Source organism: Mesorhizobium sp. M0618 (assembly GCF_040320765.1).
In the GTDB taxonomy this organism is placed as follows: domain Bacteria; phylum Pseudomonadota; class Alphaproteobacteria; order Rhizobiales; family Rhizobiaceae; genus Mesorhizobium.
In genome coordinates this window covers 152,376-174,993 of the sequence record NZ_JAMYQH010000013.1, presented here as the reverse complement: position 1 = coordinate 174,993, position 22,618 = coordinate 152,376, and the positions used below count along the sequence as shown (strand labels likewise).

General features: G+C 63.6%; 16 protein-coding genes. 8 read left to right on the top strand and 8 right to left on the bottom strand.

The genetic code is table 11. From position 1 onward, the window contains the following. Positions 1–225 precede the first annotated feature (225 nt). On the bottom strand, positions 226–2,775 hold the full coding sequence (locus tag NKJ04_RS16225) for a GumC family protein (RefSeq protein WP_352676294.1): 2,550 nt from the start codon (positions 2,773–2,775) through the stop codon (positions 226–228). Positions 2,776–2,973: 198 nt separating this feature from the next. On the opposite strand from NKJ04_RS16225, the gene NKJ04_RS16220 reads away from it, so the two are divergent. Further along, positions 2,974–4,269, top strand: coding sequence for a lipopolysaccharide biosynthesis protein (locus tag NKJ04_RS16220; RefSeq protein ID WP_352676291.1), 1,296 nt, complete (start codon positions 2,974–2,976; stop codon positions 4,267–4,269). Positions 4,270–4,271: 2 nt separating this feature from the next. Here NKJ04_RS16220 and NKJ04_RS16215 read toward each other — a convergent pair whose 3' ends face one another. The 3 genes from NKJ04_RS16215 to NKJ04_RS16205 are packed head-to-tail and all read right to left on the bottom strand — an operon-like array spanning position 4,272 to position 7,161. Further along, positions 4,272–5,201 carry a DUF6492 family protein gene (locus NKJ04_RS16215; protein ID WP_352676288.1) on the bottom strand — a complete coding sequence of 310 codons (930 nt, stop codon included), beginning with the start codon at positions 5,199–5,201 and terminating at the stop codon, positions 4,272–4,274. Continuing rightward, on the bottom strand, positions 5,198–5,992 hold the full coding sequence (locus tag NKJ04_RS16210; RefSeq protein WP_352676285.1) for a WecB/TagA/CpsF family glycosyltransferase: 795 nt from the start codon (positions 5,990–5,992) through the stop codon (positions 5,198–5,200). The genes NKJ04_RS16215 and NKJ04_RS16210 overlap by 4 nt, the downstream gene beginning before the upstream one ends. Next, positions 5,989–7,161: a glycosyltransferase family 4 protein gene (locus NKJ04_RS16205; protein ID WP_352676282.1), complete on the bottom strand. Its 1,173-nt coding sequence runs from the start codon at positions 7,159–7,161 to the stop codon at positions 5,989–5,991. The genes NKJ04_RS16210 and NKJ04_RS16205 overlap by 4 nt, the downstream gene beginning before the upstream one ends. Positions 7,162–7,333: 172 nt before the next feature. On the opposite strand from NKJ04_RS16205, the gene NKJ04_RS16200 reads away from it, so the two are divergent. Genes NKJ04_RS16200 through proC form a run of 3 tightly spaced genes read left to right on the top strand, consistent with a single transcriptional unit; the run spans position 7,334 to position 10,510 of the window. Beyond that, positions 7,334–8,332 carry a glycosyltransferase family 2 protein gene (locus NKJ04_RS16200; RefSeq protein ID WP_352441054.1) on the top strand — a complete coding sequence of 333 codons (999 nt, stop codon included), beginning with the start codon at positions 7,334–7,336 and terminating at the stop codon, positions 8,330–8,332. Then, positions 8,301–9,635: an O-antigen ligase family protein gene (locus NKJ04_RS16195; RefSeq protein WP_352676279.1), complete on the top strand. Its 1,335-nt coding sequence runs from the start codon at positions 8,301–8,303 to the stop codon at positions 9,633–9,635. The genes NKJ04_RS16200 and NKJ04_RS16195 overlap by 32 nt, the downstream gene beginning before the upstream one ends. A gap of 59 nt (positions 9,636–9,694) precedes the next feature. Further along, positions 9,695–10,510 carry a pyrroline-5-carboxylate reductase gene (proC, locus tag NKJ04_RS16190; protein WP_352676276.1) on the top strand — a complete coding sequence of 272 codons (816 nt, stop codon included), beginning with the start codon at positions 9,695–9,697 and terminating at the stop codon, positions 10,508–10,510. 340 nt (positions 10,511–10,850) lie between these two features. On the opposite strand, the gene NKJ04_RS16185 is transcribed toward proC, so the two are convergent. Then, positions 10,851–12,296, bottom strand: a complete 1,446-nt coding sequence (locus NKJ04_RS16185) for an NAD(P)H-dependent oxidoreductase (protein ID WP_352676273.1) — start codon at positions 12,294–12,296, stop codon at positions 10,851–10,853. Positions 12,297–12,635: 339 nt separating this feature from the next. Here NKJ04_RS16185 and NKJ04_RS16180 point away from each other — a divergent pair, with 339 nt between their 5' ends. The 3 genes from NKJ04_RS16180 to NKJ04_RS16170 all read left to right on the top strand — a co-directional run bounded on the left by NKJ04_RS16180 (position 12,636) and on the right by NKJ04_RS16170 (position 14,882). Beyond that, on the top strand, positions 12,636–14,042 hold the full coding sequence (locus tag NKJ04_RS16180) for a PTS galactitol transporter subunit IIC (protein ID WP_352553700.1): 1,407 nt from the start codon (positions 12,636–12,638) through the stop codon (positions 14,040–14,042). Between the two features lie 73 nt (positions 14,043–14,115). Further along, positions 14,116–14,577 carry a PTS sugar transporter subunit IIA gene (locus NKJ04_RS16175; protein ID WP_352676270.1) on the top strand — a complete coding sequence of 154 codons (462 nt, stop codon included), beginning with the start codon at positions 14,116–14,118 and terminating at the stop codon, positions 14,575–14,577. A gap of 17 nt (positions 14,578–14,594) precedes the next feature. Then, complete coding sequence (locus NKJ04_RS16170) at positions 14,595–14,882, top strand: PTS sugar transporter subunit IIB (protein WP_023809203.1); 288 nt, start codon at positions 14,595–14,597, stop codon at positions 14,880–14,882. A 33-nt stretch (positions 14,883–14,915) separates the two neighbouring features. Here the strand turns inward: NKJ04_RS16170 and NKJ04_RS16165 are convergent, their stop codons facing one another. The 3 genes from NKJ04_RS16165 to NKJ04_RS16155 form a co-directional block, all read right to left on the bottom strand. After that, positions 14,916–16,310: a multicopper oxidase family protein gene (locus tag NKJ04_RS16165; RefSeq protein ID WP_352676267.1), complete on the bottom strand. Its 1,395-nt coding sequence runs from the start codon at positions 16,308–16,310 to the stop codon at positions 14,916–14,918. A 102-nt stretch (positions 16,311–16,412) separates the two neighbouring features. Beyond that, a complete protein-coding gene (gene metH, locus NKJ04_RS16160; RefSeq protein ID WP_352676264.1) occupies positions 16,413–20,222 on the bottom strand; it encodes a methionine synthase in 3,810 nt (1,269 codons plus the stop codon). A gap of 131 nt (positions 20,223–20,353) precedes the next feature. Then, complete coding sequence (locus tag NKJ04_RS16155) at positions 20,354–21,172, bottom strand: alpha/beta fold hydrolase (RefSeq protein WP_352676261.1); 819 nt, start codon at positions 21,170–21,172, stop codon at positions 20,354–20,356. Positions 21,173–21,364: 192 nt separating this feature from the next. Between NKJ04_RS16155 and NKJ04_RS16150 the strand changes: the two genes are divergently transcribed. Beyond that, positions 21,365–22,618 (top strand): ABC transporter substrate-binding protein, encoded by a 1,254-nt coding sequence (locus NKJ04_RS16150; protein WP_352676258.1) that lies wholly within the window; start codon positions 21,365–21,367, stop codon positions 22,616–22,618.

The following is a 22,618-nucleotide window of genomic DNA, read 5'->3' as shown; positions in this document are numbered from 1 at the left end:
CGCGTCGGGGGCGCGTTTTTTCTTAAACTCCCACACACCCCCACTCAACACCCCCACCCCCCCCACCCCCCCCCCGCCCCCCCCCCCCCCCCCCCCCGCTTTTCGATCTTTCACAGCGTGGCATTTTCACGAAAATTCCAACATGCAATCCCGCCAAAGCGCCGTCCCATGCCGTTTACGCGAAACCGGCATGTTTTTGTACGGCGCCTGGAAGAATTTTGTGGCTCAGAAGTAGCGGCGCCGCGCGCGGCTCTCGGTCAGTTCGCGAACCGCTTCGCGGAATTCGCGCAGGCTGGCGCGGATTTCCTCGATTGGCGCTTGCTGCTCGGCATCCTCCACGGCCCGCGACGGCTCCGCCGATTGCTGATGAGGCTGAGGCGCCTGTTGCTGCTGGAGGGGCGGTTGTGGATAGGACTCGGAAGCAGGCTGAGCCGGATCGGGCTGCTGCCCGGCGTTGGCGGCCGGCATCGATGGCAAATAGGGATAGCCCGGCGGCTGCGCGTAGCCCAATGGCTGCGCGTAGGGATAGAGCTGCGGCCCGGAATATGGCCGCTGCGTCACCATGGGAGGCGGCAGTGGCGGCTGCGCCGTCTGCTGCGGATGGCCGCCGGGCTGGAAAGGCGGCGCCGGGTATGCTGTCGCGGCCGCCTGCCGAGGCTCGAAGGCCGGCGCCGACTGGGGATAAGCGCGGTATTGCGGATCCTGCATTGGTTTCGCGTTTTCGGCAGAGGCCCATTCAACGGTATCGAACGGCTCCTCCCGGGACGGCCTGCGTGAGACGGACTTGTGCAGCCTCGACAGCAAGGCACCGATCCGGCCGGAACCTTCGGCCGGCGAGACCTCGGCTTGCTGGACAGGCGATGGCGCGCCAGGCGGTGGTGATGCAGGCGGGGGTGTCGATGGCTGCGGCGCTGGTGGTTGTGGCGGCGCCGGCGGCGGCGCTGACCGATATGCCTTGTCTTCGTAAGGCGTCCGGTGTTCGTCCGTGCCATGGTCGCGACGCGAGCGCGAATTGGCAGTGTCACGCAGGCTCTCGTAGGCGCCACGCATGGCTCCGAGGCCAATGCCGGAGGCGAAACCCAGCAACAGGCCGGCGAGCGCGACCACGACCCGCGACGGCCCGTTCGGCTCGAGCGGCGCGAAGGCCTTCGAGATCACATTGATGTTGGCTGTGTTGATGTCCTTCTGCTCGCCGGTCTCCTTGGCGCGCAGCAGATACTGTTCGTAGACGGAACGCTTGGCGGTAGCCTCGCGCTCCAGTTCGCGCATCGACACCAGGTCGCTGTTGACGTCGCCGCTGCGCACCTTCAGCTGCGCCAGGCGAGAGGCAAGATCCTGTTCGAGCTGGACCGCGCGCTTGAGGTCGACCTGCAGCGACGAGCCTATGCGGCGCAGCTCCGAGGCGATGCGGTCGCGTGCGCCGGCAATCTGGGCATTGAGCGCCTGGAGTTCGGGGTGACGCGGGCCGAACCGGATGGCAGCGCGGTCAGCCTCCTGCTTGAGCGATGCATATTGCGACCGCAGATCGCTCATCGTGTTGGAGTTGATCTCCTCCGGCAAGGTGCCGGTGAGAACCGAATTGACGTCGACCGACCGCGCCGAAGCGGCCCGGGCATTCAGCTCCAGCGTGCGGGCGCGGGCAACCGACAGCTGCTCGTTGAGTTTCAGCATTTCGTCGTCGCTGATGAGATGGCCCTGCGCGTCGACGAGGTCGTGCGTGGCCCTGAAATCCTCGACCTTGCGCTCGGCCGCCTCGACCCCCTTGCGCAACTCGTCGAGCCGGGCCGTCAGTTCGTCGGTGGCGCGGCCTGCGGTGTCCGACTGGATCTGGCCGAAGGTCTGCAGGAAGACATCCGTCATCGTGTTGGCGATGAGGGCTGATTTCTCGCCATTCTGCGTGGTGGCGCTGACGGTGATGACGAAGGTCTTGCCGCCGCGTTCGACCGAAAGGCTCTCGGCCAGATTGCCGACAGCAAGCGCGCGGCGGCGGGTGTCGTCGACACCCCCCGGCCCGTCATTGCGCGACAGGACGGAGCGGATGAGCGACATGACGCTGAGGCCGCCGCCGCCTTGCCCATTGAATTCCGGATCGTTGACCAGATTGAGCTTGTCGACGACCTTGTTGAGAACGGTGCCTGAGGTCAGCACCCGAACCTGGTTCTCGACGATGGCCAGCGTGGCGTCGGAAGCGACGACCGACTGGGTGAGGTCGCGATCGGTTAGCTTCAGGTCGCGCGGGTCGACGATCAGTTCGGTGGTGGCCTCATATTTCTTCGGCGTCGACAGCGCTATGGTGACGCCGAGCGCAGCGCCCAGTAGTGTCGTCGTCACGATCAGCAGCTTCGACTTGCCGACACCGCGCACGACCTGCATCGGATCGATCAGCGGCTTCCACTGCTGGCTGTCCATGCCGTCGTTTCGGGATACCGACGCGTCGCCCGCAGCGTAAGGTTCCGATGCATGATCGGCGCGACGGGCGCCAGCGGTTTCGGCGGCACTGATTTGTGTCCGTGGCGTGGTTTGCGCGCGGTGCGGCGATGAAGCCCGCTCCTGATCCCCGTCGGTTGCGACCGGATCCGACAGTTTCGGGTTGCGCGCCTCGCGCTGCGAACGGGCGAGGCGATGACGGGTGGCGGCATCCTCGCGCCATGACGGGTCTGCCCGATCGCCTATCGAGACCAGGGACGCGTCGGGTTCGTCGCCGCGCACAGCCTGGCCAAGCGCCAGCAATGAGCGCTCGCGCTTCCAGTCTTCGCGGTTTTCCCTGTCGACCATCGTCTGGAACTTTACCTTTGGCGACCTGCAAACGGCGATTGGCCATTCGTTAAGCCACGCTAAACAGGCATGGAAAACAAAAGGTTAATTTTCCCGCGCCGAAGCGTCGGTTTCTCGCTTCGGTTGCATCTATTTTCGACACAAGCCCAAGCTCCAGAACGGCACGTTAAGTTTTCCGGCCTAGGCTCTCCTCGAGACATGACGCAGGCCAGTGACATACCGCAAAGGCGGCCCCTCGCCCGGATCGGCAGCTTTTTGGCCGAACGACGGGGGCTGCTTCGCGACTATTTCTCGGCGATCAGCGGCGCCGGCGGGCGACTGGTGTTTTCGCTGGCCTATTTCATCGCGTTGGCCAACACGCTGTCCATTTCCGAATTCGGCATGTTCGCCACCGCATCGGCGGCCGGTGTCATGCTGTCGCGCATCCTCGCTTTCGGGTTCATCTCGGCGCTCTACCGCACCGCCACCATCCGCCCCAATCTGATCGGCACCTTCTCCGCCGGCTTCCTGCTGCTCGGCGTGCTGTCGCTGCCGCTGCTGGCCGCGGCCTCGTTCGGCGTCTATCTGCTTTTCTTCGCCGACACCGTGCCGCTGTCGGTGTTTGCGGCAATCGTCTTTGCCGAAGCGCTGTTGTGGCGGCCGGTCGAGGTAGCACTGATCGTCAACAACGGCCTGGGCAAATTCGGCCGCGCCGCGCTGCTGGCCATCCTGGCGACCGCGCTGCGGGCGCTCGGCGCGGTGCTGTTCATGTTCTCAGCACAACACAGCGTCTGGATATGGTCTTGGTTCTATATCGGCGCCAATGCCGCCTCGCTGCTGATTGCCTTCGGCTTCTTCTACCCGCGCCAGAGGCTGCGGCTGCGCGTCGAACTGTATCTTCGGCGATTGGCCGATTCCATCTATGTGGCCGGCGCCGAAGTGCTGTTCTACCTGCAGATGGAGTTCGACAAGCTGCTGGTGCTGGCAATCGGCGGCCCGCATCTGGCCGGCATCTACGCCATCATCATGCGGCTGGTAGACCTGACGGCCATTCCGATCCGCACCTTCTCGATGATGCTGGTGCAGCGCATGATGCGCGCACCGGAACTGTTGTCACGGCTGGCGGTCAAGAGCGGCATCGAAGGCGGTGTGTTCGCGGTCTCCACGGCAGCGCTGCTGACGCTTGGCATCGTGCTGCACTTCTTCCCCAACGCACTCGGCAAGAATGTCGCCGAGGCTGCCCCGCTGGTGGTGCTGGCGATCTGCGTGCCGGGACTGCGCAATCTTGTCGAATACCAGGCCGAACTTTTGTTCGCGCGCGGCCAGACGCTGGTACGGGCGCTCAATCTCGGCCTGCTCGCCGCGCTGAAGGCACTGTTGCTGACCTATGTGCTGACGACCATCCTCGACACGCCTAGTCTGGTGCTATCGCTCAATGTCGTCTTCCTGCTTCTGTATCTCGCCTCGACGCTGCTCACCTATTCGGCGATGCGCAAGCCGGCGAAGGCGATTTAGCACTAAGAGCGGTCTAGCCCGATCAGACGGCGGATGCGGCCGATGTCGGTGCCGATGAAGGACTGCATGCCGATCGCCACCTGCTCCGGCGCCATGGCGGCAACGAAGCGGCGGAACTCGTCATCCGAAAGCGCTTCGCCGGCCCAGTGCACACGGCAGAACTCTTCGGAACCGTGGAAGTGGCCGGCTCCGTCCAGCAGATCATCGACATAGCGGCCGTAGATCATGCATTCGGAGAATTTGCGCGCCCAGCCGACGACCTCGACCCAGTCGCGGCCATGGACCTTCTCGATCTCGCCGCACATGGCCAGCACGCTGTCGCGCCGCCACGCGATCAGCGTCGAGATATAATCATGGATCGACGTCCGGGACGGGTCGATGCCGAGTGCCGAGCCCGCATTGCGCGACCAGATGCGATGCTCCTCATGACCTTCGTCCGCCAGCACACCGTCGCGGCGGAACAGGCGCACCTTGCCGTCGCGCCAGAAGGCGCCGCAATCGAAAGGTTTCAGGAAGGCGACATCGGAATCGCAGAAGATGAGCACGTCTTCCCCGGCATGCGCCGAGATGGCGATGCGACGCAACTGCTGCACATGCCAGCCGCGCAGCGGTTGGGTCTTAAGGCTGAGCCACACGCGCCGGCGAAACAGGCTGAGCGGATCGTCGAAAGCGTGCAGCCAGCGCGGCAGCAATTCACGCTCGTCGACGACCGTGCGGCGGCCGGTTTCCAATTGGCGAAACAGACTGACGTCGCGATGTTCGACCAGGATGTAATGGTGCGCCGCGCCCGAAACGTGGCGATCAAGTGTCTCGCACAGCAGACGGCAGCGCTCGAAGTCGGGTGCGTAGCTTGCCGTCACGATTGCCGCCGTCGGTGTCTGCCGCAGCGGGCTCGGCTCGGCAGCGGCACCTGGCACGAACCTGCTGTTCACTTGATATCCCTCGCTGCTTCGGGCGCAAGCGAGAATTTCTGCCTGACGACGCGCAGCAGGAACAGCGGGTTGCCGACCACATAGCGGCGCCACAGGCGGCTCGGTTCGACAGCCAACCGGAACAGCCATTCGAGCCGCAGCCGGCGCATCCACAAGGGCGCGCGGGGCACCGCGCCGCTCAGGAAATCAAGCAACGCGCCGACGGCGATCGGCAGCGTGCAATGGCGCGCGTCGATATGGCGTTCGATCCACAATTCCTGGCGTGGCACGCCCATGGCGACGAGCAGCACGTCGGGCCGAAGCGCGGCAATCCGGTCGACGATTTCCTGCTCCTGCGAAGCGGGGAAATAGCCGTCATGGATCACCACGAATTTGTGCTGCACGGCCAGAGCCGCCAGCTTGACCGACGCCGCTTCGGCATTGACGCGCGTCGCGCCGAGCAGCCCGACGGTCAGCGGCGTCGTCGAGGCCTGCAGGAAGGCCGGGACGAAATCGGTACCGTTGAGATTGTCGGGAAATGGCGCCCCATAGAGGAGTCTCGCCGCCAGATCGATACCGATGCCGTCGGGCAGGATGAGGAAATCATCGAGTGCCTCGGCGAACACCGGGTCGGTATAGGCGATGTTGGCGTTGTGGGCGTTGAGGAAACTGACCTTGGTGAAGCGCCGCTCGGCAATCAACCGGTTCAGCAGGGCGATGGCATCGTTCCAGCGGACCGCTACCACCGGGATGCCAAGGATCGTCTTCAGCGTGTCGAGCCCGAACGCGGCGCGGGCGGAATGCATGTTCATGCAAACGCCTCCTGCCTGACGGGTGCGAGCTTTTCGAGGCCGAGCCGGATGGCTGCGTCGAGCGCCTTGACCTGCGAGCCCCGGAACGCGCTGCCGTCAACATCGCGGATGTCGGCCGCCGCAGCCTCGAGTGCCCTGGCGAAGGCGACGGGATCGTCGGTGATGACGCAGTTGGCCGGACGGTGGTCGATGCCGCGCAGCGAACGGCTGGTGGCGACCGAAGGCAGGCCGAGCTCGAAGGTTTCGATTGTCTTCAACTGGACGCCGCTGCCGGCGGTGCTGATCAGCGGGATGACGGCAGCGCCACGCACGAAAGCCTGCGCGTCGGGCACGCGGCCGACAAATTCCACACCCGGATGCTTCGACGTGACGCCCGAAGGCATGTGGCCGGCGATGCGGATGCGAAAGTCGGGCCGCAGATGCGGCACGACTTTGCCCAGAAACCAGTCGAGGCCGATGCGGTTCGGCTGCCAGGTCCAGGTGCCGATCAGGGCGGCGTCGCAGTCGATGCGGCGCGGGCCTTTCAGGGTTGGCGCGAGGGCACCGGTCACCAGTGGCAGCACCGCCGAGCGGTCGTGCGAGGCGACACCGAGGGCGGCGCGGTCTTCTTCGGCCAGGGTGAAGACGAAGCGCGCCCGGCGGCAGAGACGGTCTTCGATGGTCTTGAGCAGCCTCGCCTCGCGGCGAAACAGCAGGCGCTGGAAGAGGCTGCCGGCGGCAGCGGCATTCTCCCGCGCCGAAAGATGCTCGACATTGTGGGCAACGAAGATCGAAGGCCGGTCGGTGAACAGTTTTTCGAAGGCACCGGCGAACTGCACGGAATTCAAGACATAGCCATCAACCGGTCCAGCGCGCTCAATGGCAGCGAGAACATCGCTGTCGGACACGGCGCGCAGCTTGGCCGAGGCGAAGGTGAGGCCCGAAAGCAGCGCCTTGCCGACCCAGGCCAGCTTTTGCCGCGCGGAGGCATTGTCCGTGCGCACGTCGATGGCACCCAGAACCACGGTGTTTTCGGGGTCGGCCGCGGGTTTTCCCGGCCAGGTGAAGCCGATGACGGTTACGCGCGCGCCAGCGCGCCGCAAGGCAGCGATGATCGCAGCGTTGGCGATCTCGTAGCCCGAGGCGAGAGCGCCGTCAGGCACGATCGATGTGGCGAACAGCAGATGCATCTCACCTATCCTGTGGTGTAGCCGGTAGCAAAGTGCGGTGAACCCTTGATTAAGCCAGCACATTCGACGGCCGAAAGTCCCTGTCTGGCGGGCTTCTCCGTGGAAGGTGATTAACGAAACCTTATCAACCGTGGTGCTACCAGAGCCCAACTCACCATGTGGCTGGACGCGGATGATCCCTTTGCCATCGGACGGTTCGGTATCGATCGCTGGACGCACGCCGCGGCTCGACGTCGAGGCCGTCGAAGCCGTCGTCACCTTGCCGACCTTCAAGCGCCCCGAGCAGGTGCTGGAAACGCTGGCGTCGCTGCGCGCGCAGCAAACCGGCAGGCGCTTTGCCGTGATCGTCATGGAAAACGAAGCCGAGGCGCGGGCCGGCGCCAAGGCAGCGCTGCCGCTGTTCGAGCGGGGCGAAATGTCGGGCTTAGCGATCATCGCGCATGAGCGCGGCAATTGCAGCGCCTACAATGCCGGCTGGCAGACGGCCATCCTGCAATTCCCGAACTTCAGGCATCTGCTGGTCATCGACGATGACGAGATCGCCGATCCGCAATGGCTGGAACGGATGTGCCAGGCTGCCGAAACGCTTGGCGCCGATATTGTCGGCGGCCCGCAGGTGCCCATGTTTGCCGACCCTGCCCATGCGCGATGGGCCGAGCATCCGGTGTTCGCGCCGCCTTATCGGGAAACCGGACGCGTGCCGGCGCTCTATTCGTCCGGCAATCTTCTGGTCGGGCGCAACGTGCTGATCGCCATGGGTCCGCCCTTTCTCGATCTCAGATTCAACTTCATGGGCGGCGGCGATTCCGACTTTCTCAGCCGGTCGGCGCAAAAGGGCTTTGTTCTGGGTTGGTGCGCCGAGGCCAAGGTGCTGGAAACCGTTCCGGCGCGGCGTATCGAAGCCGACTGGATCCGTGCCCGCAGCCTGCGCAACGGCGTGATCTCGACACTGGTCGAAAAGAAGAAGCGTGCCGGCACGCCAATGGCCGGCGCCAAAGTGTTGCTGAAGAGCCTGGCACTGCTTGCCGCTTCGCCCTTTCGCGGCCTGATCCGGCTGGCGCGGACCGGATCGCCTGATATCGCCATCTACCCCGTCCATGTGGCGCTGGGCCGCGTGCTGGCCGAATTCGGATATGCCAATGAGCAATACCGCCAGCCTGAGAAAAACTGAGCACGCGCCGCTCAGCGCCGCGTTCACGCGCGAAGGCGTGGCCACCGCCATTGCCGCGCTGCTGTTCACCGTCATCATGGTGTCCTTCCGGCCGTTCCAGCCGGGCGGCGCAGAACTTACCGGTCAAGGCGGCGACATCGTCAACCAGCTTGGCTTCGGCTCGCTCGGCGCCATGTCGATCTTCTCGCTGATGGCCTTTGCCGATCCGCGCGTCGTGCGCTCGCTGCTCAGCCCATCCTGGGTGCTGATGCTGGGCTTCTTTTTCCTGTCGGTGGTCCTGTCGACCGATCCGCCTTCGGCGATGCGCGCCGCCTCCTTCACCCTGATCGGCATCCTGACGATGGCGACGATCCTGGTGCTGCCGCGCGACGCCGAAGCCTTCTCGAAGGTGATCATCTTCACCGCCGTCGTGGTCATGGGCCTTTCCTATCTCGGCCTCATCGTCTTTCCGCACGAGGCGATGCACACCGCCGACTCGCAGGAGCCCGAGCATGCCGGCCTGTGGCGCGGCGTGTTTACCCACAAGAACATCGCCGGGCCGATCATGGCCTGCCTCAGCTTCGCAGGCCTCTATCTCTACCGGCGCGGACAGCGCTACTGGGGCGCCGGGATCTTCCTCGCAGCAATGATCTTCATGCTGCACACCGGCTCCAAGACGACCGCCGGCCTGGTGCCGTTCTCGATCCTGATCGTGATGTTCCCGAGCCTGATAGGCATGCGGCTCGGCACGCCGATCCTGTTTTCGCTGGCGATCGTCGCGACAGCGGTCGGCACGCTGGGCATCGTCTTCCTGCCGCCTGTAAAACATCTGGCGGCGATCTATTTCCCCGGCATGACCTATACCGGCCGCACGACGCTGTGGGAGTTCGCCGGCAGCATGCTGGCGAAGAAGCCATGGACCGGCTACGGCTATGAGAGCTTCTGGGGCACGCCGCTGCTGCTCAACCAGGATCAGCCTTTCGACCGGCCGTGGGACATCAGGACCATCGTGCACGGCCATGACGGCTATCTCGACATCGCCGTGCTGATGGGCATTCCGGCACTGTGCGTGGCGGTCTACACTTTCCTCATCGCGCCGCTGCGCGACTACATGCGCATTCCGTTGCGCAGGGAAAACATCTTTCTCGGCGACTTCTTCATGATGGTGGTGCTGTTCACGGCGCTGAACGCCTTCCTCGAAAGCTTCTTCTTCCATCGCGGCGACCCGGTCTGGCTGTTCTTCGTGCTCGGCGTGCTTGGCCTCAGGCAAGTGTCGCTGCGGCCAATCGCGGTACGCGATCCCGATCATGGCTCGCGATCCTGACAGGGCTTCCCCAGGGAAGCGCCAGCGTCTATGTGATGGCTTCCTTCGGAGGGCTTTCGATGACGATCAGACTTGTTCTCGCCGGCTGCGGCAATATGGGCTACGCCATGCTCTCGGGCTGGCTGAAATCCGGCAAGCTTGCGCCATCAGCGGTCTTCGTGGTCGAGCCCAATGCCGATCTGCGCAATCGCGCCGCAGCGTTGGGCTGCGGCACATCAGCCGATGCCGGCGATATTCCAGCAGACGCCGTGCCCGATCTCGTCGTCATCGCGGTGAAGCCGCAGGTGATCCGCGAGGTCACCGCCGCCTATAAGCGCTTCGGCGATAGCCGCACCACCTTCGTCAGCATCGCCGCCGGCACGCCTGCCGCCACCTTCGAGGAAATCCTGGGCAGCCGCGCGCCTGTTGTGCGCTGCATGCCCAACACGCCGGCAGCAATCGGCAAGGGCATGATGGTGGTGTTTTCCAACAGACTGGTATCCGACGACACCAAGCGTTTCGTCGCCGACCTTTTGTCGGCGAGCGGCGAAGTGACCACCATCGACGACGAGGGCCTGATGGATGCGGTGACCGCCGTGTCGGGATCGGGGCCGGCCTATATCTTCCATTTCATCGAAGCGCTGACCGTCGCCGCCGAGAAGGCCGGTCTGCCGACGGCGACCGCCAAGTTGCTCGCCATGCAGACCGTCTACGGCGCCGCCTCGCTCGCCGCCGAAAGCGGCGAGGAGCCGGGCGTGCTGCGCCAGCAGGTGACCAGCCCCAAAGGGACGACGGCCGCGGCGCTGGAGGTGCTGATGGGCGAGGACCGGCTGACAAATCTGCTGACGCAGGCGGTGGAGGCGGCGCGGTTGCGGTCTGTCGAGCTCGGGAAGTAAGCCGGTAACTCCTTGCGTTGACGCCTTGGCGGAAACGCCCATCGCTTCGTCATCCTATGGCGGAGCAAGGAGCGAAGCGACGCGGCGCAGACCATAGGATCCATGCCGTGACATCCGAGCGCCGCTACGGCGCAGAATTCTGCTCCGCTGCATTCCTCGATCAAGGTCGCGGCATGGATCCTCGGGTCTGCGCTGCGTCGCTCCGCTCCTTGCTCCACCCGTGGATGACGAAGGGGAAGGCCTCGGTCAATCCCGAATGTTTATGCTGATCAATCCAAACGAACGACGAAATCCGGGCCGCCAATAGGCTGTCCAACCCATCAGCCCCGTGTGCCCCTGGTCAGGCCTCGTTCTGGCTGCCGCCCCACATGTCGTCGATCTCGTTCTTGCTCACGACGCGACCGCCCTCGCCCGCCTTGGTCCTCAAATCGACGGCAATGTCGGCCAACCGCTCCGCCAGAGGCGCGCGGCCTTCAGCCCCGTACAGCATCTCGTCCTGCAGCCGGCGCAAGGCGAACAGCCTAGTCGACTGGTCGGGCGCGGCATTATTCGCCGTCAGCAACTCGCCTTTCCTGATCGGTTTCAGCACCTTGCCGCCCTCGAGCAGGCCGACCGGCACAGCGCGCTGGGCACGAGCGTCGCCGACGGTCATCGTCCAGGAGCGGTAGCAGGTCTCGCCGATCGCATCGAAGGTCTCGCCGGCGCCAAGGTCGCGCTTGGCGACGGCGCAGACTTCGGCGACCGGCCGCGGCAGCGGCACCATGTCGGGCTTGCCGAAAAGCACGATGCGGGCGGCGGTCAGCGGCACCTCCAGCGACGTCAGATGATAGGGCCGGAACAGGCTGTAATAGGGGCCGTGGCCGATATGCAGATCGTCCATGCGCTCAATGATGCGCGGATGCGTCGCCTCGACGATGACGAAGACGCCAGGCGCGACGCCTTTGCCGACCGTGTAGTCGACGACGCCTTTCTTCAACAGCAGACCGCCATCCTCGCGCGGGATCAGCACCTTGGCGAGATCATCGCGGTCGGCCTTGGGGCCGTGCATACCGGGCACGTCGGGCACCAGCCCGGTGGCGTTGGCGATGGCGCACATCTCGACCATGGTCTTGGAACCGTCGACGAACTCGACCAGCATGCGCGGGTTCATGTTGCGGCGGATCGCTTCGGCGCGATAGTCGTCCGGCACGGCATCGTGGTTGAGCGGGTTGTTCTTGCCCTTGCCTGCCGAGACGATGGTCAGCCCGAGCGCCGACGCGAATTCGATCAGTTCCATGCAGCTCGACGGCTCGTCGCCCGCACCTACCGAATAGACGACGCCAAGCCGGTCGGCCTGCTGCTTCAGATAGCAACCGATGGTGACGTCGGCCTCGACGTTCATCATCACCAGATGCTTGCCGTGCTCCATCGCCATGAGGTCGAAGTCGGCGGCGACACCCGGCTTGCCGGTGGCGTCGATGACGACGTCGATCAGCGGATTGGTGACCAGCATCTCGTTCGAGGTGATGGCGATCTTGCCGCTCTCGATGGCGCCGGTGACTTTCGACGCGGTGTCGGCTTCGACCGCCATGGCTTCATCGCCATAGGCGATGCGGATGGCATCGCGCGCGGTGTGCGGGCGGCGCGTCGAGACGGCGCAGATCGAAATGCCTGGCATCAGCATGCCTTGGGTGACCAGATCGGTGCCCATTTCGCCCGAGCCGATGACACCAATGCGCACCGGGCGGCCTTCGGCGGCACGCCTGGCGAGATCACGGGCAAGGCCGGTCAGGGCGACGTTGGTCATGCAGGAATGTCCACAGCTTCGTGATTTGGGATCGGATAGCAGGGAACGGGTTCTATTTGCCAACGAAACCCGGTCGCGACCGGCAATTTCCACGAAATCGCCTCGGAAGGGACGTCCTTCGGGGCTCGATTGGCCGAAGCGCAACCAATTGACATCGCAGCGAACAACCCCAATAAAACATTCGTTTGTCAACAAAGGCAAATGTTCACCGACGCGACAGTCGGGAAGCATTCGCCTCTGGGGCAAATTGGGGAGTGTCTTTGCGCCACGGCGTCAAAGGCTGGATGGAGCATCATTGCGAGGCGTCGAGCGAAGGCTCGCGGCTCCAGGGGAGGAAAAATGGATACTGTTCTCGCGGGCCTCAAAGGGGCCATCGATACGCTTGGCCCGACGATCCTGCTGCCGATCGTCATTTTCATCATCGCCGTGGTTCTGGGCGCCAAAGTGAGCAAGGCTTTTCGCGCCGCCGTCACCATCGGCGTCGCCTTCATCGGCATCAATCTGGTGCTTGGCCTGATGTTCACGTCGATTGGCGACGTCGCCAAGGCCATCGTCACCAACACCGGCATCCATCGCGACATCATCGATGTCGGCTGGCCCTCCGCGGCCGCGATCGCCTTCGGCTCATCGGTCGGCCTTTGGGTCATTCCGGTCGGCATCCTGGTCAATATCGTGCTGCTGCTGACACGCATGACGCGCACGCTCAATGTCGACGTCTGGAATTTCTGGCACTTCGCCTTTGTCGGCTCGCTGGTGGTCGCCGCAACCGACAATCTGGCCTATGGCATCGCCGTCGCGGCACTTGTCGCCGCACTCTCGCTGCTGTTCGCCGACTGGTCGGCGCGCGCGGTGCAGCAGTTCTACGGCGTGCCCGGCATTTCGGTGCCGCATCTCGCCTCGGCACAGATCCTGCCGATCGCCATTGTGCTCAACTGGATCATGGACCGCATTCCCGGGATCAACCGCATCAACATCAACACGGACACGATCGAGCGCAGGTTCGGCGTGTTCGGCGAACCTGTCGTGATGGGCCTCATCATCGGCCTCGTGCTTGGTGCGATCGCCTTCTACAATGCGGGTGATCTCAGCGTGGTGCTGGCAAAGGTTCTGGGCACCGGCATGACGCTGGCCGCGGTGATGCTGCTGCTGCCGCGCATGGTCAAGATCCTGATGGAGGGGCTGATCCCCGTCTCCGACGCCGCACAGGCGTTCGTGCGCAAGCGCACCGGTGACCGAGAGCTTCTCGTTGGTCTCGATTCGGCGATCCTGATCGGCCATCCGGCCGCGATCTCGTCGTCGCTGATCCTGGTGCCGATCGCAATCATCCTGTCCATCATCCTGCCGGGCAACCGCGTCATCCTGTTCGCCGACCTCGCGGTCATCCCCTTCATCGTCGCCATGACCGCGCCGCTGGTCAAAGGCAACGTGTTCCGCATGGTGGTGATCGGCACGGTGACGCTGGCCATCGGCTTCTACGTCGCCAACGCGCTGGCGCCGCTGTTCACAAGCGCTGCTGTCGCATCGGGCTTCAAGCTGCCGGCGGACGCGCTGCAGATCACCTCGGTGGTCGACGGCTTCCTGTGGGTGCCTTACGTGGTCATCGAGGCGATCCAGGGGATGGGGCTTGTCGGCATCATCGTGATCGCGGTGGTCATCGCGGCATTGTTTGTCCTCTACCGCCGCAATCCGCTCGGCTGGGAGCGGGCCGCAGGCGCCGAGGACGAGCCGGCCGAAGAGACGGCCTGACCTGATAGCGTCCACCCTTCAAACCGATCGTGCGCCCTTCCCGGGGCGCACGATTTCATCAACGGAGCAAAGAATGTCCGACGGCCTCATGCAGCTTCTGGACCCCGACGCGATCGTGCTCGGATCCGATGCCTCGACCAATGAGGAGATCATCCGCATCCTGGCGGGCCGGCTGGAGAGACTTGGCTATGTCAAAAGCAGCTATGCCGACGCGGTCGTGCGCCGCGAATTGACCATCCCGACCGGACTGCCGCTGGAACGCTCCGACAATGTCGCGGTGCCGCACACCGATCCGGAGCATGTGCTGAAGCCTGGCATCGCGATGGGCACATTGAAGCAACCAGTCACCTTCGCCAACATGGAGGATCCCGACGAGATGCTGCCGGTCGGCTTCGTCTTCCTGCTTGCCATCAACGACAAGGACAAGCAGATTGAGGCGCTGCAGGCCGTCATGGCCACCATCCAGAACCCGCAAGCCCTGGACGGCTTGAGGTCGGCCAGAACCCTCGAAGACGTGCGAGCCGTACTCGGCTGAAACAAGGAGAAGCAGAGATGTCCAGACAGAAAACCATTCTCTTTGCCTGCGGCACGGGCATCGCCACCTCGACCGCGGTCAATGTCGCCGTCACCGAGGAAATGAAGAAACGCGGCCTCACCTTCAACGCCCAGCAGGCAAAGGCCACCGAAGTGCCCGGACTGGCCGACAATGTCGACTTCATCGTCGCAACCACACCGATCTCCGCTTCGGTGACCAAGCCGGTGATCAAGGGCCTCGCCTTCCTCACCGGCATTGGCAAGGACAAGGTGCTGGACGAGATCGAGGCGCAGTTGCGCAAATGACGGCACAGACGCTACGCGCAGGCTGACGCGGCTTCACACCACCCTGACATAGCTCGTCATTCCCGATTTCTGGTGCTCGATGATATGGCAGTGCAGCAGCCAATCGCCGGGATTGTCGGCGACGAAGCCGAGCTGAACCTTCTCGTTGGGCTGGATGAGATAGGTGTCGGAAATCGCAGGCTGAACCTGGCGCGTCGAGGATGACAGCACCTTGAAGCTCATGCCGTGCAGATGCATCGGATGGGATTGCGGCGTCAGGTTCTCCATGTCGATGACGTAGCTTTGGCCAAGCTTCAGTTCGGCCAGAGGCGCGGTCGGATCCTTGGTGTCGCCGGGCCACGGCACTTTGTTGATGGCCCAGAAACTGTAGCCAAGCGAACCGCAGATGCCATCGCTCGGGACGTTTTCCGCCGTGGCGCTCATTGCCAGGGAAATATGCCTGGCGCTGGCGAGATCCACTTCCGCCACCGGATTGAGCTCCAGCGGCGCGAGATCGCGAATGTCCCGTTTGAGCGAGTTTCCAGTCGCACGCAGGGTCGCCAGGATTTTCGGCTTGGTGCCCCTGACGTCCCTCAGACTGACGATCGCGCCTTCCTCGTCGGGCATGCGTATGGCCAGTTCCATGCGCTGGCCGGGTCCAAGCAGCAAGGCATCGGGCGAAAAACGTTCAGGCACCGGATTGCCGTCGAGCGCCATGACACTCGCCTCCGCACCGTCGATGCGAAAAGCGTAGATACGCGTCACGTCGGTGATGGCGACGCGCAGCCGCGCCAATCCGCCGGCCGGCGCATCATATTGCGGCTGGTCGAGCCAATTGGCGGTGCGCACCGTGCCGTAAGTGCCGGTTCTCGCGGCATCGCGCGGCCGGAACTGGTCGATGAACCGACCGTCGTCGCCGAGGCGCCAGTCGCGCAAATTGAGGACGATTTCGGCATCGAATTTCGGATCGTTGGGATTCTCGACCACGATCACGCCGGTCAGGCCATGGCCCATCTGCTCCAGCGTGTTGCAATGCGGGTGGTACCAGAAGGTGCCGGCATCGGGCGGCGTGAAGGCGTAGTCGAAATGATCGCCGGTGTAGACGTAGGGCTGGACCAGGAACGGGACGCCATCCATCTTGTTGGGAACGCGAATGCCGTGCCAGTGGATCGTCGTCGGATCATCGATCGCGTTGACAAGGCGCGCAGCGAAGGGCTCGCCCTTTTTCATCCTGAGCACCGGCGGCATTCCGGCATTGCCATAGGTCAGCACATCCCTGGTCTGGCCGACATCCATCAGCTTCGCCTGGATCTTTGCCGTCTGCAAAACCACCGGCTCAGGCGTAGCAGCGGCCCAGCCGCCAAGCCGGCCCATGGCCGAAAGCCCGACCCCGCCTGCGCCGGCAATCGCTGCCGTTTTCAAAAGCCCGCGGCGTGTGAGTAAGGTCATTCGGCGCTCCAACTGCAAAGGCGACTGCCCGCGAAGGTGTAACCGCCACGCCATGGATCACAAGCCGGCAACCAGCGCAAATTCTGTGAGGGCATGCCGTCGCTATTCAGCCGCCTCGGCATAGTGTGCCGGCACGTAGTTGAGGATGGGGCCGAGCCAGCGCTCTACCTCGGCCAAGGGCATTGCCTTGCGGCGTGCATAATCCTCGACCTGGTCGCGTTCGACCTTGGCGACGCCGAAATAATAGCTTTCGGGATGCGCCAGATAGATGCCGGAGACCGACGAGCCCGGCCACATCGCATAGCTTTCGGTCAGGCTCACGCCTGCATTGCGCTCACCGTCGAGCAGCCGGAACAAAGTCGCCTTCTCAGTGTGATCCGGCTGCGCCGGATAGCCGGGCGCCGGACGGATGCCGCGATAAGGTTCGCCGATCAGCTCGTCCGGTGCCAGCGCTTCATCTGAAGCATAGCCCCAGAACTCCTTGCGCACCTTCTCATGCATCCGCTCGGCAAAGGCTTCGGCGAAGCGGTCGGCCAGCGCCTTGACCATGATCGAGGAATAATCATCATTCGCCCGCTCGAACCGTTCGGCGATAGCCACCTCCTCGATGCCGGCGGTGACGATAAAGCCGCCGATGTAGTCTGGCTTGCCGCTGTCCGCCGGCGCGACGAAATCCGACAGTGCGACGTTGGCCTTGCCGTCGCGCTTGGTTAGCTGCTGGCGCAAGGTGAAGAACGTCGCCAGTTCCTGCGACCGCTTTTCGTCCGTGAACAACCTGATGTCGTCGCCGACGGCATTGGCCGGCCAGAAGCCGATGACACCGCGCGGGGCGAACCATTTTTCGGCGATGATCTTTTTCAGCATCGCCTGCGCATCCTCGAACAGCTGGCGGGCGGCGGCGCCTTGCGCCCCGTCTTCGAGAATTTTGGGATAACGGCCCTTCAGCTCCCAGGTCTGGAAGAACGGCGTCCAATCGATGTAGCGCGCGAGTTCGGTGAGATCCCAGTTCTCGAAGATTTTCACGCCGGTAAAGGACGGCTTCGGTGGTTGATAGGCGGACCATTCGATCCGGTGCGCATTGGCCCTCGCCTTGGCCAGCGGCAGCCGCTGCTTGTCGGCTTCGGAGCGGGCATGCGCGTCGGCGACCTTCTTATATTCGGCGCGCACCGTATCGACATAGCCGCCCTTGGTCTCGTTCGACAGCAAGGACGAGACCACGCCGACCGACCGGCTGGCGTCGGTGACATAGACCGTCTGGCCCTTGCTGTATCGCGGGTGGATCTTCACCGCCGTGTGCACCCGGCTGGTCGTCGCGCCGCCGATCAGCAGCGGAATGTCGAAGCCTTCACGCTCCATCTCGGCGGCCATGTGCGCCATCTCGTCCAGCGACGGCGTGATCAGGCCTGACAGGCCGATGATGTCGACATTTTTCTCGCGTGCCGTCTGCAGGATCTTGGCCGCCGGCACCATGACGCCGAGGTCGATGATCTCGTAATTGTTGCAGGCCAGTACGACGCCGACAATGTTCTTGCCGATGTCGTGGACATCGCCCTTCACCGTCGCCATCAGGATCTTGCCCGCCGTCTGGCGCTCGCCATTGTCGATGCCATTGGCGGCGTTGGCCAGCTTCTCGGCCTCCATATGCGGCAATAATCCCGCGACAGCCTGCTTCATCACCCGCGCCGATTTCACCACTTGCGGCAGGAACATCTTGCCCGCGCCGAACAGGTCGCCGACGACGTTCATGCCGGCCATCAGCGGGCCTTCGATGACGTGCAGCGGGCGCTCGGCGGCAAGCCGCGCTTCCTCGGTGTCGGCGTCGATGAATTCGGTGATGCCGTTGACCAGCGCATGGCTGATCCGCTGTTCGACAGTCCATTCGCGCCAGGCGAGATCGCGCTCCTGCGCTTCCTTGCCCGCCGTGCCCTTGAAGCGTTCGGCGATCTCCAGCATGCGTTCGGTGGCGGTGCCGCCGGCCTTGGGCACGCGGTTGAGCACGACATCCTCGCAGGCCTCGCGCAGCGCCGGCTCAATCGTGTCGTAGACGGCAAGCTGGCCGGCATTGACGATCCCCATGTCCATGCCGCGCTGGATGGCATGGTAGAGGAACACCGCATGCATGGCCTCGCGCACCGGCTCGTTGCCACGGAACGAGAACGACAGGTTCGACACGCCGCCGGAAATATGGACATGCGGCAGCGTACCGGTGATCTCGCCCGTCGCCTCGATGAAGTCGACGCCATAATTGTCGTGCTCCTCGATGCCGGTAGCGATGGCGAACACGTTCGGATCGAAGACGATATCCTCGGGCGGGAAGCCGGCCTGCTCGGTCAGGAGCTTGTAGGCGCGGGTGCAGATCTCGACCTTGCGCGCCTTGGTGTCGGCCTGGCCGTCCTCGTCGAAGGCCATGACGACCACCGCCGCGCCATAGGCACGCACCAGCCTGGCATGATGCAGGAATGCCGCCTCGCCCTCCTTCATCGATATGGAGTTGACCAGCGGCTTGCCCTGCACGCATTTCAGCCCGGCCTCGATGATCTCCCATTTTGAACTGTCGACCATGACAGGAACGCGGGCGATGTCCGGCTCGGCGGCAATCAGGTTGAGGTATTCGACCATGACCTTCTTCGAATCGATCAGACCCTCATCCATGTTGATGTCGATGATCTGCGCGCCATTGGCGACCTGGTCGCGCGCGACGTCGAGTGCGGCGACATAGTCCCCTGCCGTGATCAGTTTTCGGAATTTGGCCGACCCGGTGACATTGGTGCGCTCGCCGACATTGACGAACGGAATCTCATCGGTCAGCGTGAACGGCTCCAGCCCGGACAGGCGCATCTTGCGCTCGATGTCCGGAATGACGCGCGGCGGATACTTTTTCACCGCCTCGGCGATGGCGCGGATGTGGTCCGGGGTCGAGCCGCAGCAGCCGCCGACGACATTGACCAGCCCTTCCCTGGCGAAATCCTCGATCTGCGCGGCCATGAAGTCCGGGCTCTCGTCATACCGGCCGAATTCATTGGGCAGGCCGGCATTCGGATAGGCGCAGGTGAAGGTGTTGGCGACACCGGATATCTCGGCCAGATGCGCGCGCATGGCGTTGGCACCGAGCGCGCAGTTGAGGCCGATGGTGAAGGGGCTGGCGTGGCGCACCGAATGCCAGAAGGCCGTCGGCGTCTGGCCCGACAGCGTGCGGCCGGAGAGGTCCGTGATGGTGCCCGAAATCATCACCGGCAGGCGCACGCCCTTCTCGATGAAGATCTCTTCCGCTGCGAAGATCGCCGCCTTGGCATTCAGCGTGTCGAAGATGGTCTCTATCAGGATGATGTCGGCGCCGCCGTCGATCAGGCCGCGCAGCTGCTCGCCATAGGCGAGGCGCAGATCGTCGAAGGTCACGGCGCGATAGCCGGGATTGTTGACGTCGGGCGACATCGAGGCGGTGCGGTTGGTCGGCCCGAGTGCACCGGCGACAAAGCGGCGCTTGCCGTCCTGCTGCTCGGCCCGAACAGCGGCGCGCCGCACCAGCCGCGCGCCATCGCGGTTCAGCGCGTAGACGGCATCCTCCATGCCGTAATCGGCCTGGGCGATCGAGGTCGAGGAGAAGGTGTTGGTTTCGAGGATATCGGCGCCTGCGATGGCGTATTGATAGTGAATCTCCTCGATCGCCTTCGGCTGCGTCAGGATCAGAAGATCGTTGTTGCCTTGCTGGTGGCAGGCGCAGCCGGCGAAGGCCTCGCCGCGAAACTGGTCCTCGTCAAAGCCGAGGCCCTGGATCTGCGTGCCCATGGCGCCATCGAGGATGAGGATGCGTTCGCGTGCTGCTGCCGTCAGCGCGGCAAGCACTTCCGAGCCGTCCGGTTTTGCCGCGACGGGGCCGAACAAATCGTCCAGCGATGCAGAATTCTGCGACATTTTTTATCCCTTTGGCGACAGGCCTTTTCATGTCACATAAGGATATCTTTATGTCAATATACGGTAGGTGCGCGTGATTGTCACCCACCTGTCTCGAAGGCGGGGTCTGTGGCGCCGGTTTTCCGACGGACCTACGCTCTGTCGAAGCTTGCCAGGAAGCGGGCGAAGACCGGATTGAAGCGATCCGGCGAATCCCAGAACGGCGCGTGGCCGGATTTGTCGAGCAGATGGGCCTTGCCTTCCCATAGATTGGAGAATTTCACAGCGGAGACGAAATCGATGTTGACGAATGGCTCGTCGATGCCGTTCAGAACGGCGATCGGCGGCGTCTTGCCGGCCACGATCTCGCGCTGGTTCCGCCCGGTGCCGGCCGCGAACTTTTCGAACATCAGGCGCCGCGCCCTTCCATCGGTGCGCGCCACCGTGTCGATGAGAAACGGCTCGAACGGCTCGCCGCAGGTGCTGCGCGCATAGGCCTGGACATCCGCGTCAGTGAAGGTTTCCTGCCCGGCAAGGTGCATATGCGGGCTCGGCTTGAAGCCGTTGCCGACCTCCTCGGGCGAGACGGGCGGCGTGCCGGTGATCATCAGGCCAAGCAGGCCGGGAAAGCGGTCGATCATCTCAAGCCCGATATGGCCGCCGAGCGACCAGCCGAAGACGATGGCCTTGTCGATGCCGAGCAGCCCGAGCACTTCGGTCATGGCGTCGGCATAGCCTTCCATGCTGTAGGAACGCTCCGGATCGATCGCATCGGCGGACGCTCCATGGCCGGGCAAGTCGGGAGCGATGAGATGGTAGCGCTCGCCCAACATGCTGTCCAACTGGTTGCGGAAAACGGCGCTGGAAGATGAATTGCCGTGGATCAGCATGACAGCGGTGCCTTCGCCACCGGTCTGGCGAACCGCGATCTTGCCGTGGCTGGTTTCAAGGGTCTTCTGCGAGATCGTCATTGTCCGCTCCGTCGGGGGAATTGCCCTGGTTTAATGCAGTTGCGCAGCAAAGCGCCACGGCTTCCAAACCTTTGCGGGAACCATCTTCCCGGCCAGGTTGCGTTGAAAAATCCTTTTCAAATAAGAACAATTATGCGTAGATTGTCAATTATCCAACTCCCGATGAACGGGAGGAAAACAGGGAACAGCACGATGAAGCCCAAATCCGCCGCAAGTCGAATCCGCCATATGCTGATGAGCACGACGCTGATCGGCATGTTTGCCGTATCAGGCGCACCCGCCTTTGCCGAAATCGTCAAGATCGGCCTGCTTGCGCCGCTGACCGGCCCTGCCGCGGCGGACGGCCAGGAATTCCAGCGCGGCGTGCAGATGGCCATCGACGAGGCCAACGCAGCCGGCGGCGTTGCCGGGGATACGTTCGAACTGGTGGTCGGCGACGTCAAGGATCAGTCCGCCGGCAACGTCACCAGCGCGGTCGAGCGCCTGCTTGGCGATCCGGGCGTGCACTTCATGCTGACCGGCTATGCCAGCCTGACCAATTTCGAGATCGACAACATGGCCGAAGCGGAAATGCCCTATATGCTCGCGGCCACCTCGCAGCAGACCAGGGACATCATCGCGCCGAGCCCCGATAAATACATGTGCTGCTGGTCGCTGACGCCTTCCTTCGACGCCTACAACACCGACGTCACCCTGTTCGTCGAAAAGCTCGCGGCCGACGGCAAGATCACCTTGCCGACCAAGAAGGTCGCCATCATCTCGTCCGACAACGCCTATTCGAAGACCATCTCCGAAGGCATGAAGAAGACCTTCAAGGAGAAGGGCTGGACCATCACCGTCGACGAGATCGTGCCCTTCGGCGAAGTGACCGACTGGCGTTCGATCCTCGCCAAGGTGCGCGAGAACGTTCCCGATGTCGTCATCAACACCGACTATCTGCCGGGCAATTCGGCGTCGTTCCTGAACCAGTTCCTCGAGCAGCCGACCAAGAGCCTCGTCTTCCTGCAATATGCGCCGAGCGTTCCGGAATTCGTCGAACTGACCGGCAAGAAATCGGATGGTGTCATCTACAATCTGCTCGGCGGCGCGTTGACGACGCCGAAGAACCCGCGCGCCGACGAGGTGGCGGCCAAGTTCAAGGCAAAATACGGCGTCGAGAGCGGCACCTATGGCGTCGGCCTCTACGAAATGACCAATGTCTATTTCGACGCGGTTAAGAAGGTCGGTGGCGCATCCGACCATGCGGCGATCATGAAGGCACTGTCGGAGACCGACAAGCAGGTCGCTGAAGGGCGGCTGAAATTCGATCCCGCCACCCACCTTGCCACACAGGGCGACGACTACATCCCGATCACCTTCTTCCAGATCTGGGACGGCAAGCGCACGCTGATCTCGCCGGAGAAATATGCCACCGGCGCCTTCAAGCTCCAGCCCTGGATGCAATAG

Bases quoted from the DNA above. Each gene is read 5' to 3' on its own strand.
- NKJ04_RS16225 (WP_352676294.1), bottom strand. From the start codon at position 2,775: ATGGTCGACAGGGAAAACCGCGAAGACTGGAAGCGCGAGCGCTCATTG.
- NKJ04_RS16220 (WP_352676291.1), top strand. From the start codon at position 2,974: ATGACGCAGGCCAGTGACATACCGCAAAGGCGGCCCCTCGCCCGGATC.
- NKJ04_RS16210 (WP_352676285.1), bottom strand. From the start codon at position 5,992: ATGAACATGCATTCCGCCCGCGCCGCGTTCGGGCTCGACACGCTGAAG.
- NKJ04_RS16205 (WP_352676282.1), bottom strand. From the start codon at position 7,161: ATGCATCTGCTGTTCGCCACATCGATCGTGCCTGACGGCGCTCTCGCC.
- NKJ04_RS16200 (WP_352441054.1), top strand. From the start codon at position 7,334: ATGATCCCTTTGCCATCGGACGGTTCGGTATCGATCGCTGGACGCACG.
- NKJ04_RS16195 (WP_352676279.1), top strand. From the start codon at position 8,301: ATGAGCAATACCGCCAGCCTGAGAAAAACTGAGCACGCGCCGCTCAGC.
- proC (WP_352676276.1), top strand. From the start codon at position 9,695: ATGACGATCAGACTTGTTCTCGCCGGCTGCGGCAATATGGGCTACGCC.
- NKJ04_RS16185 (WP_352676273.1), bottom strand. From the start codon at position 12,296: ATGACCAACGTCGCCCTGACCGGCCTTGCCCGTGATCTCGCCAGGCGT.
- NKJ04_RS16180 (WP_352553700.1), top strand. From the start codon at position 12,636: ATGGATACTGTTCTCGCGGGCCTCAAAGGGGCCATCGATACGCTTGGC.
- NKJ04_RS16175 (WP_352676270.1), top strand. From the start codon at position 14,116: ATGTCCGACGGCCTCATGCAGCTTCTGGACCCCGACGCGATCGTGCTC.
- NKJ04_RS16170 (WP_023809203.1), top strand. From the start codon at position 14,595: ATGTCCAGACAGAAAACCATTCTCTTTGCCTGCGGCACGGGCATCGCC.
- NKJ04_RS16165 (WP_352676267.1), bottom strand. From the start codon at position 16,310: ATGACCTTACTCACACGCCGCGGGCTTTTGAAAACGGCAGCGATTGCC.
- metH (WP_352676264.1), bottom strand. From the start codon at position 20,222: ATGTCGCAGAATTCTGCATCGCTGGACGATTTGTTCGGCCCCGTCGCG.
- NKJ04_RS16155 (WP_352676261.1), bottom strand. From the start codon at position 21,172: ATGACGATCTCGCAGAAGACCCTTGAAACCAGCCACGGCAAGATCGCG.
- NKJ04_RS16150 (WP_352676258.1), top strand. From the start codon at position 21,365: ATGAAGCCCAAATCCGCCGCAAGTCGAATCCGCCATATGCTGATGAGC.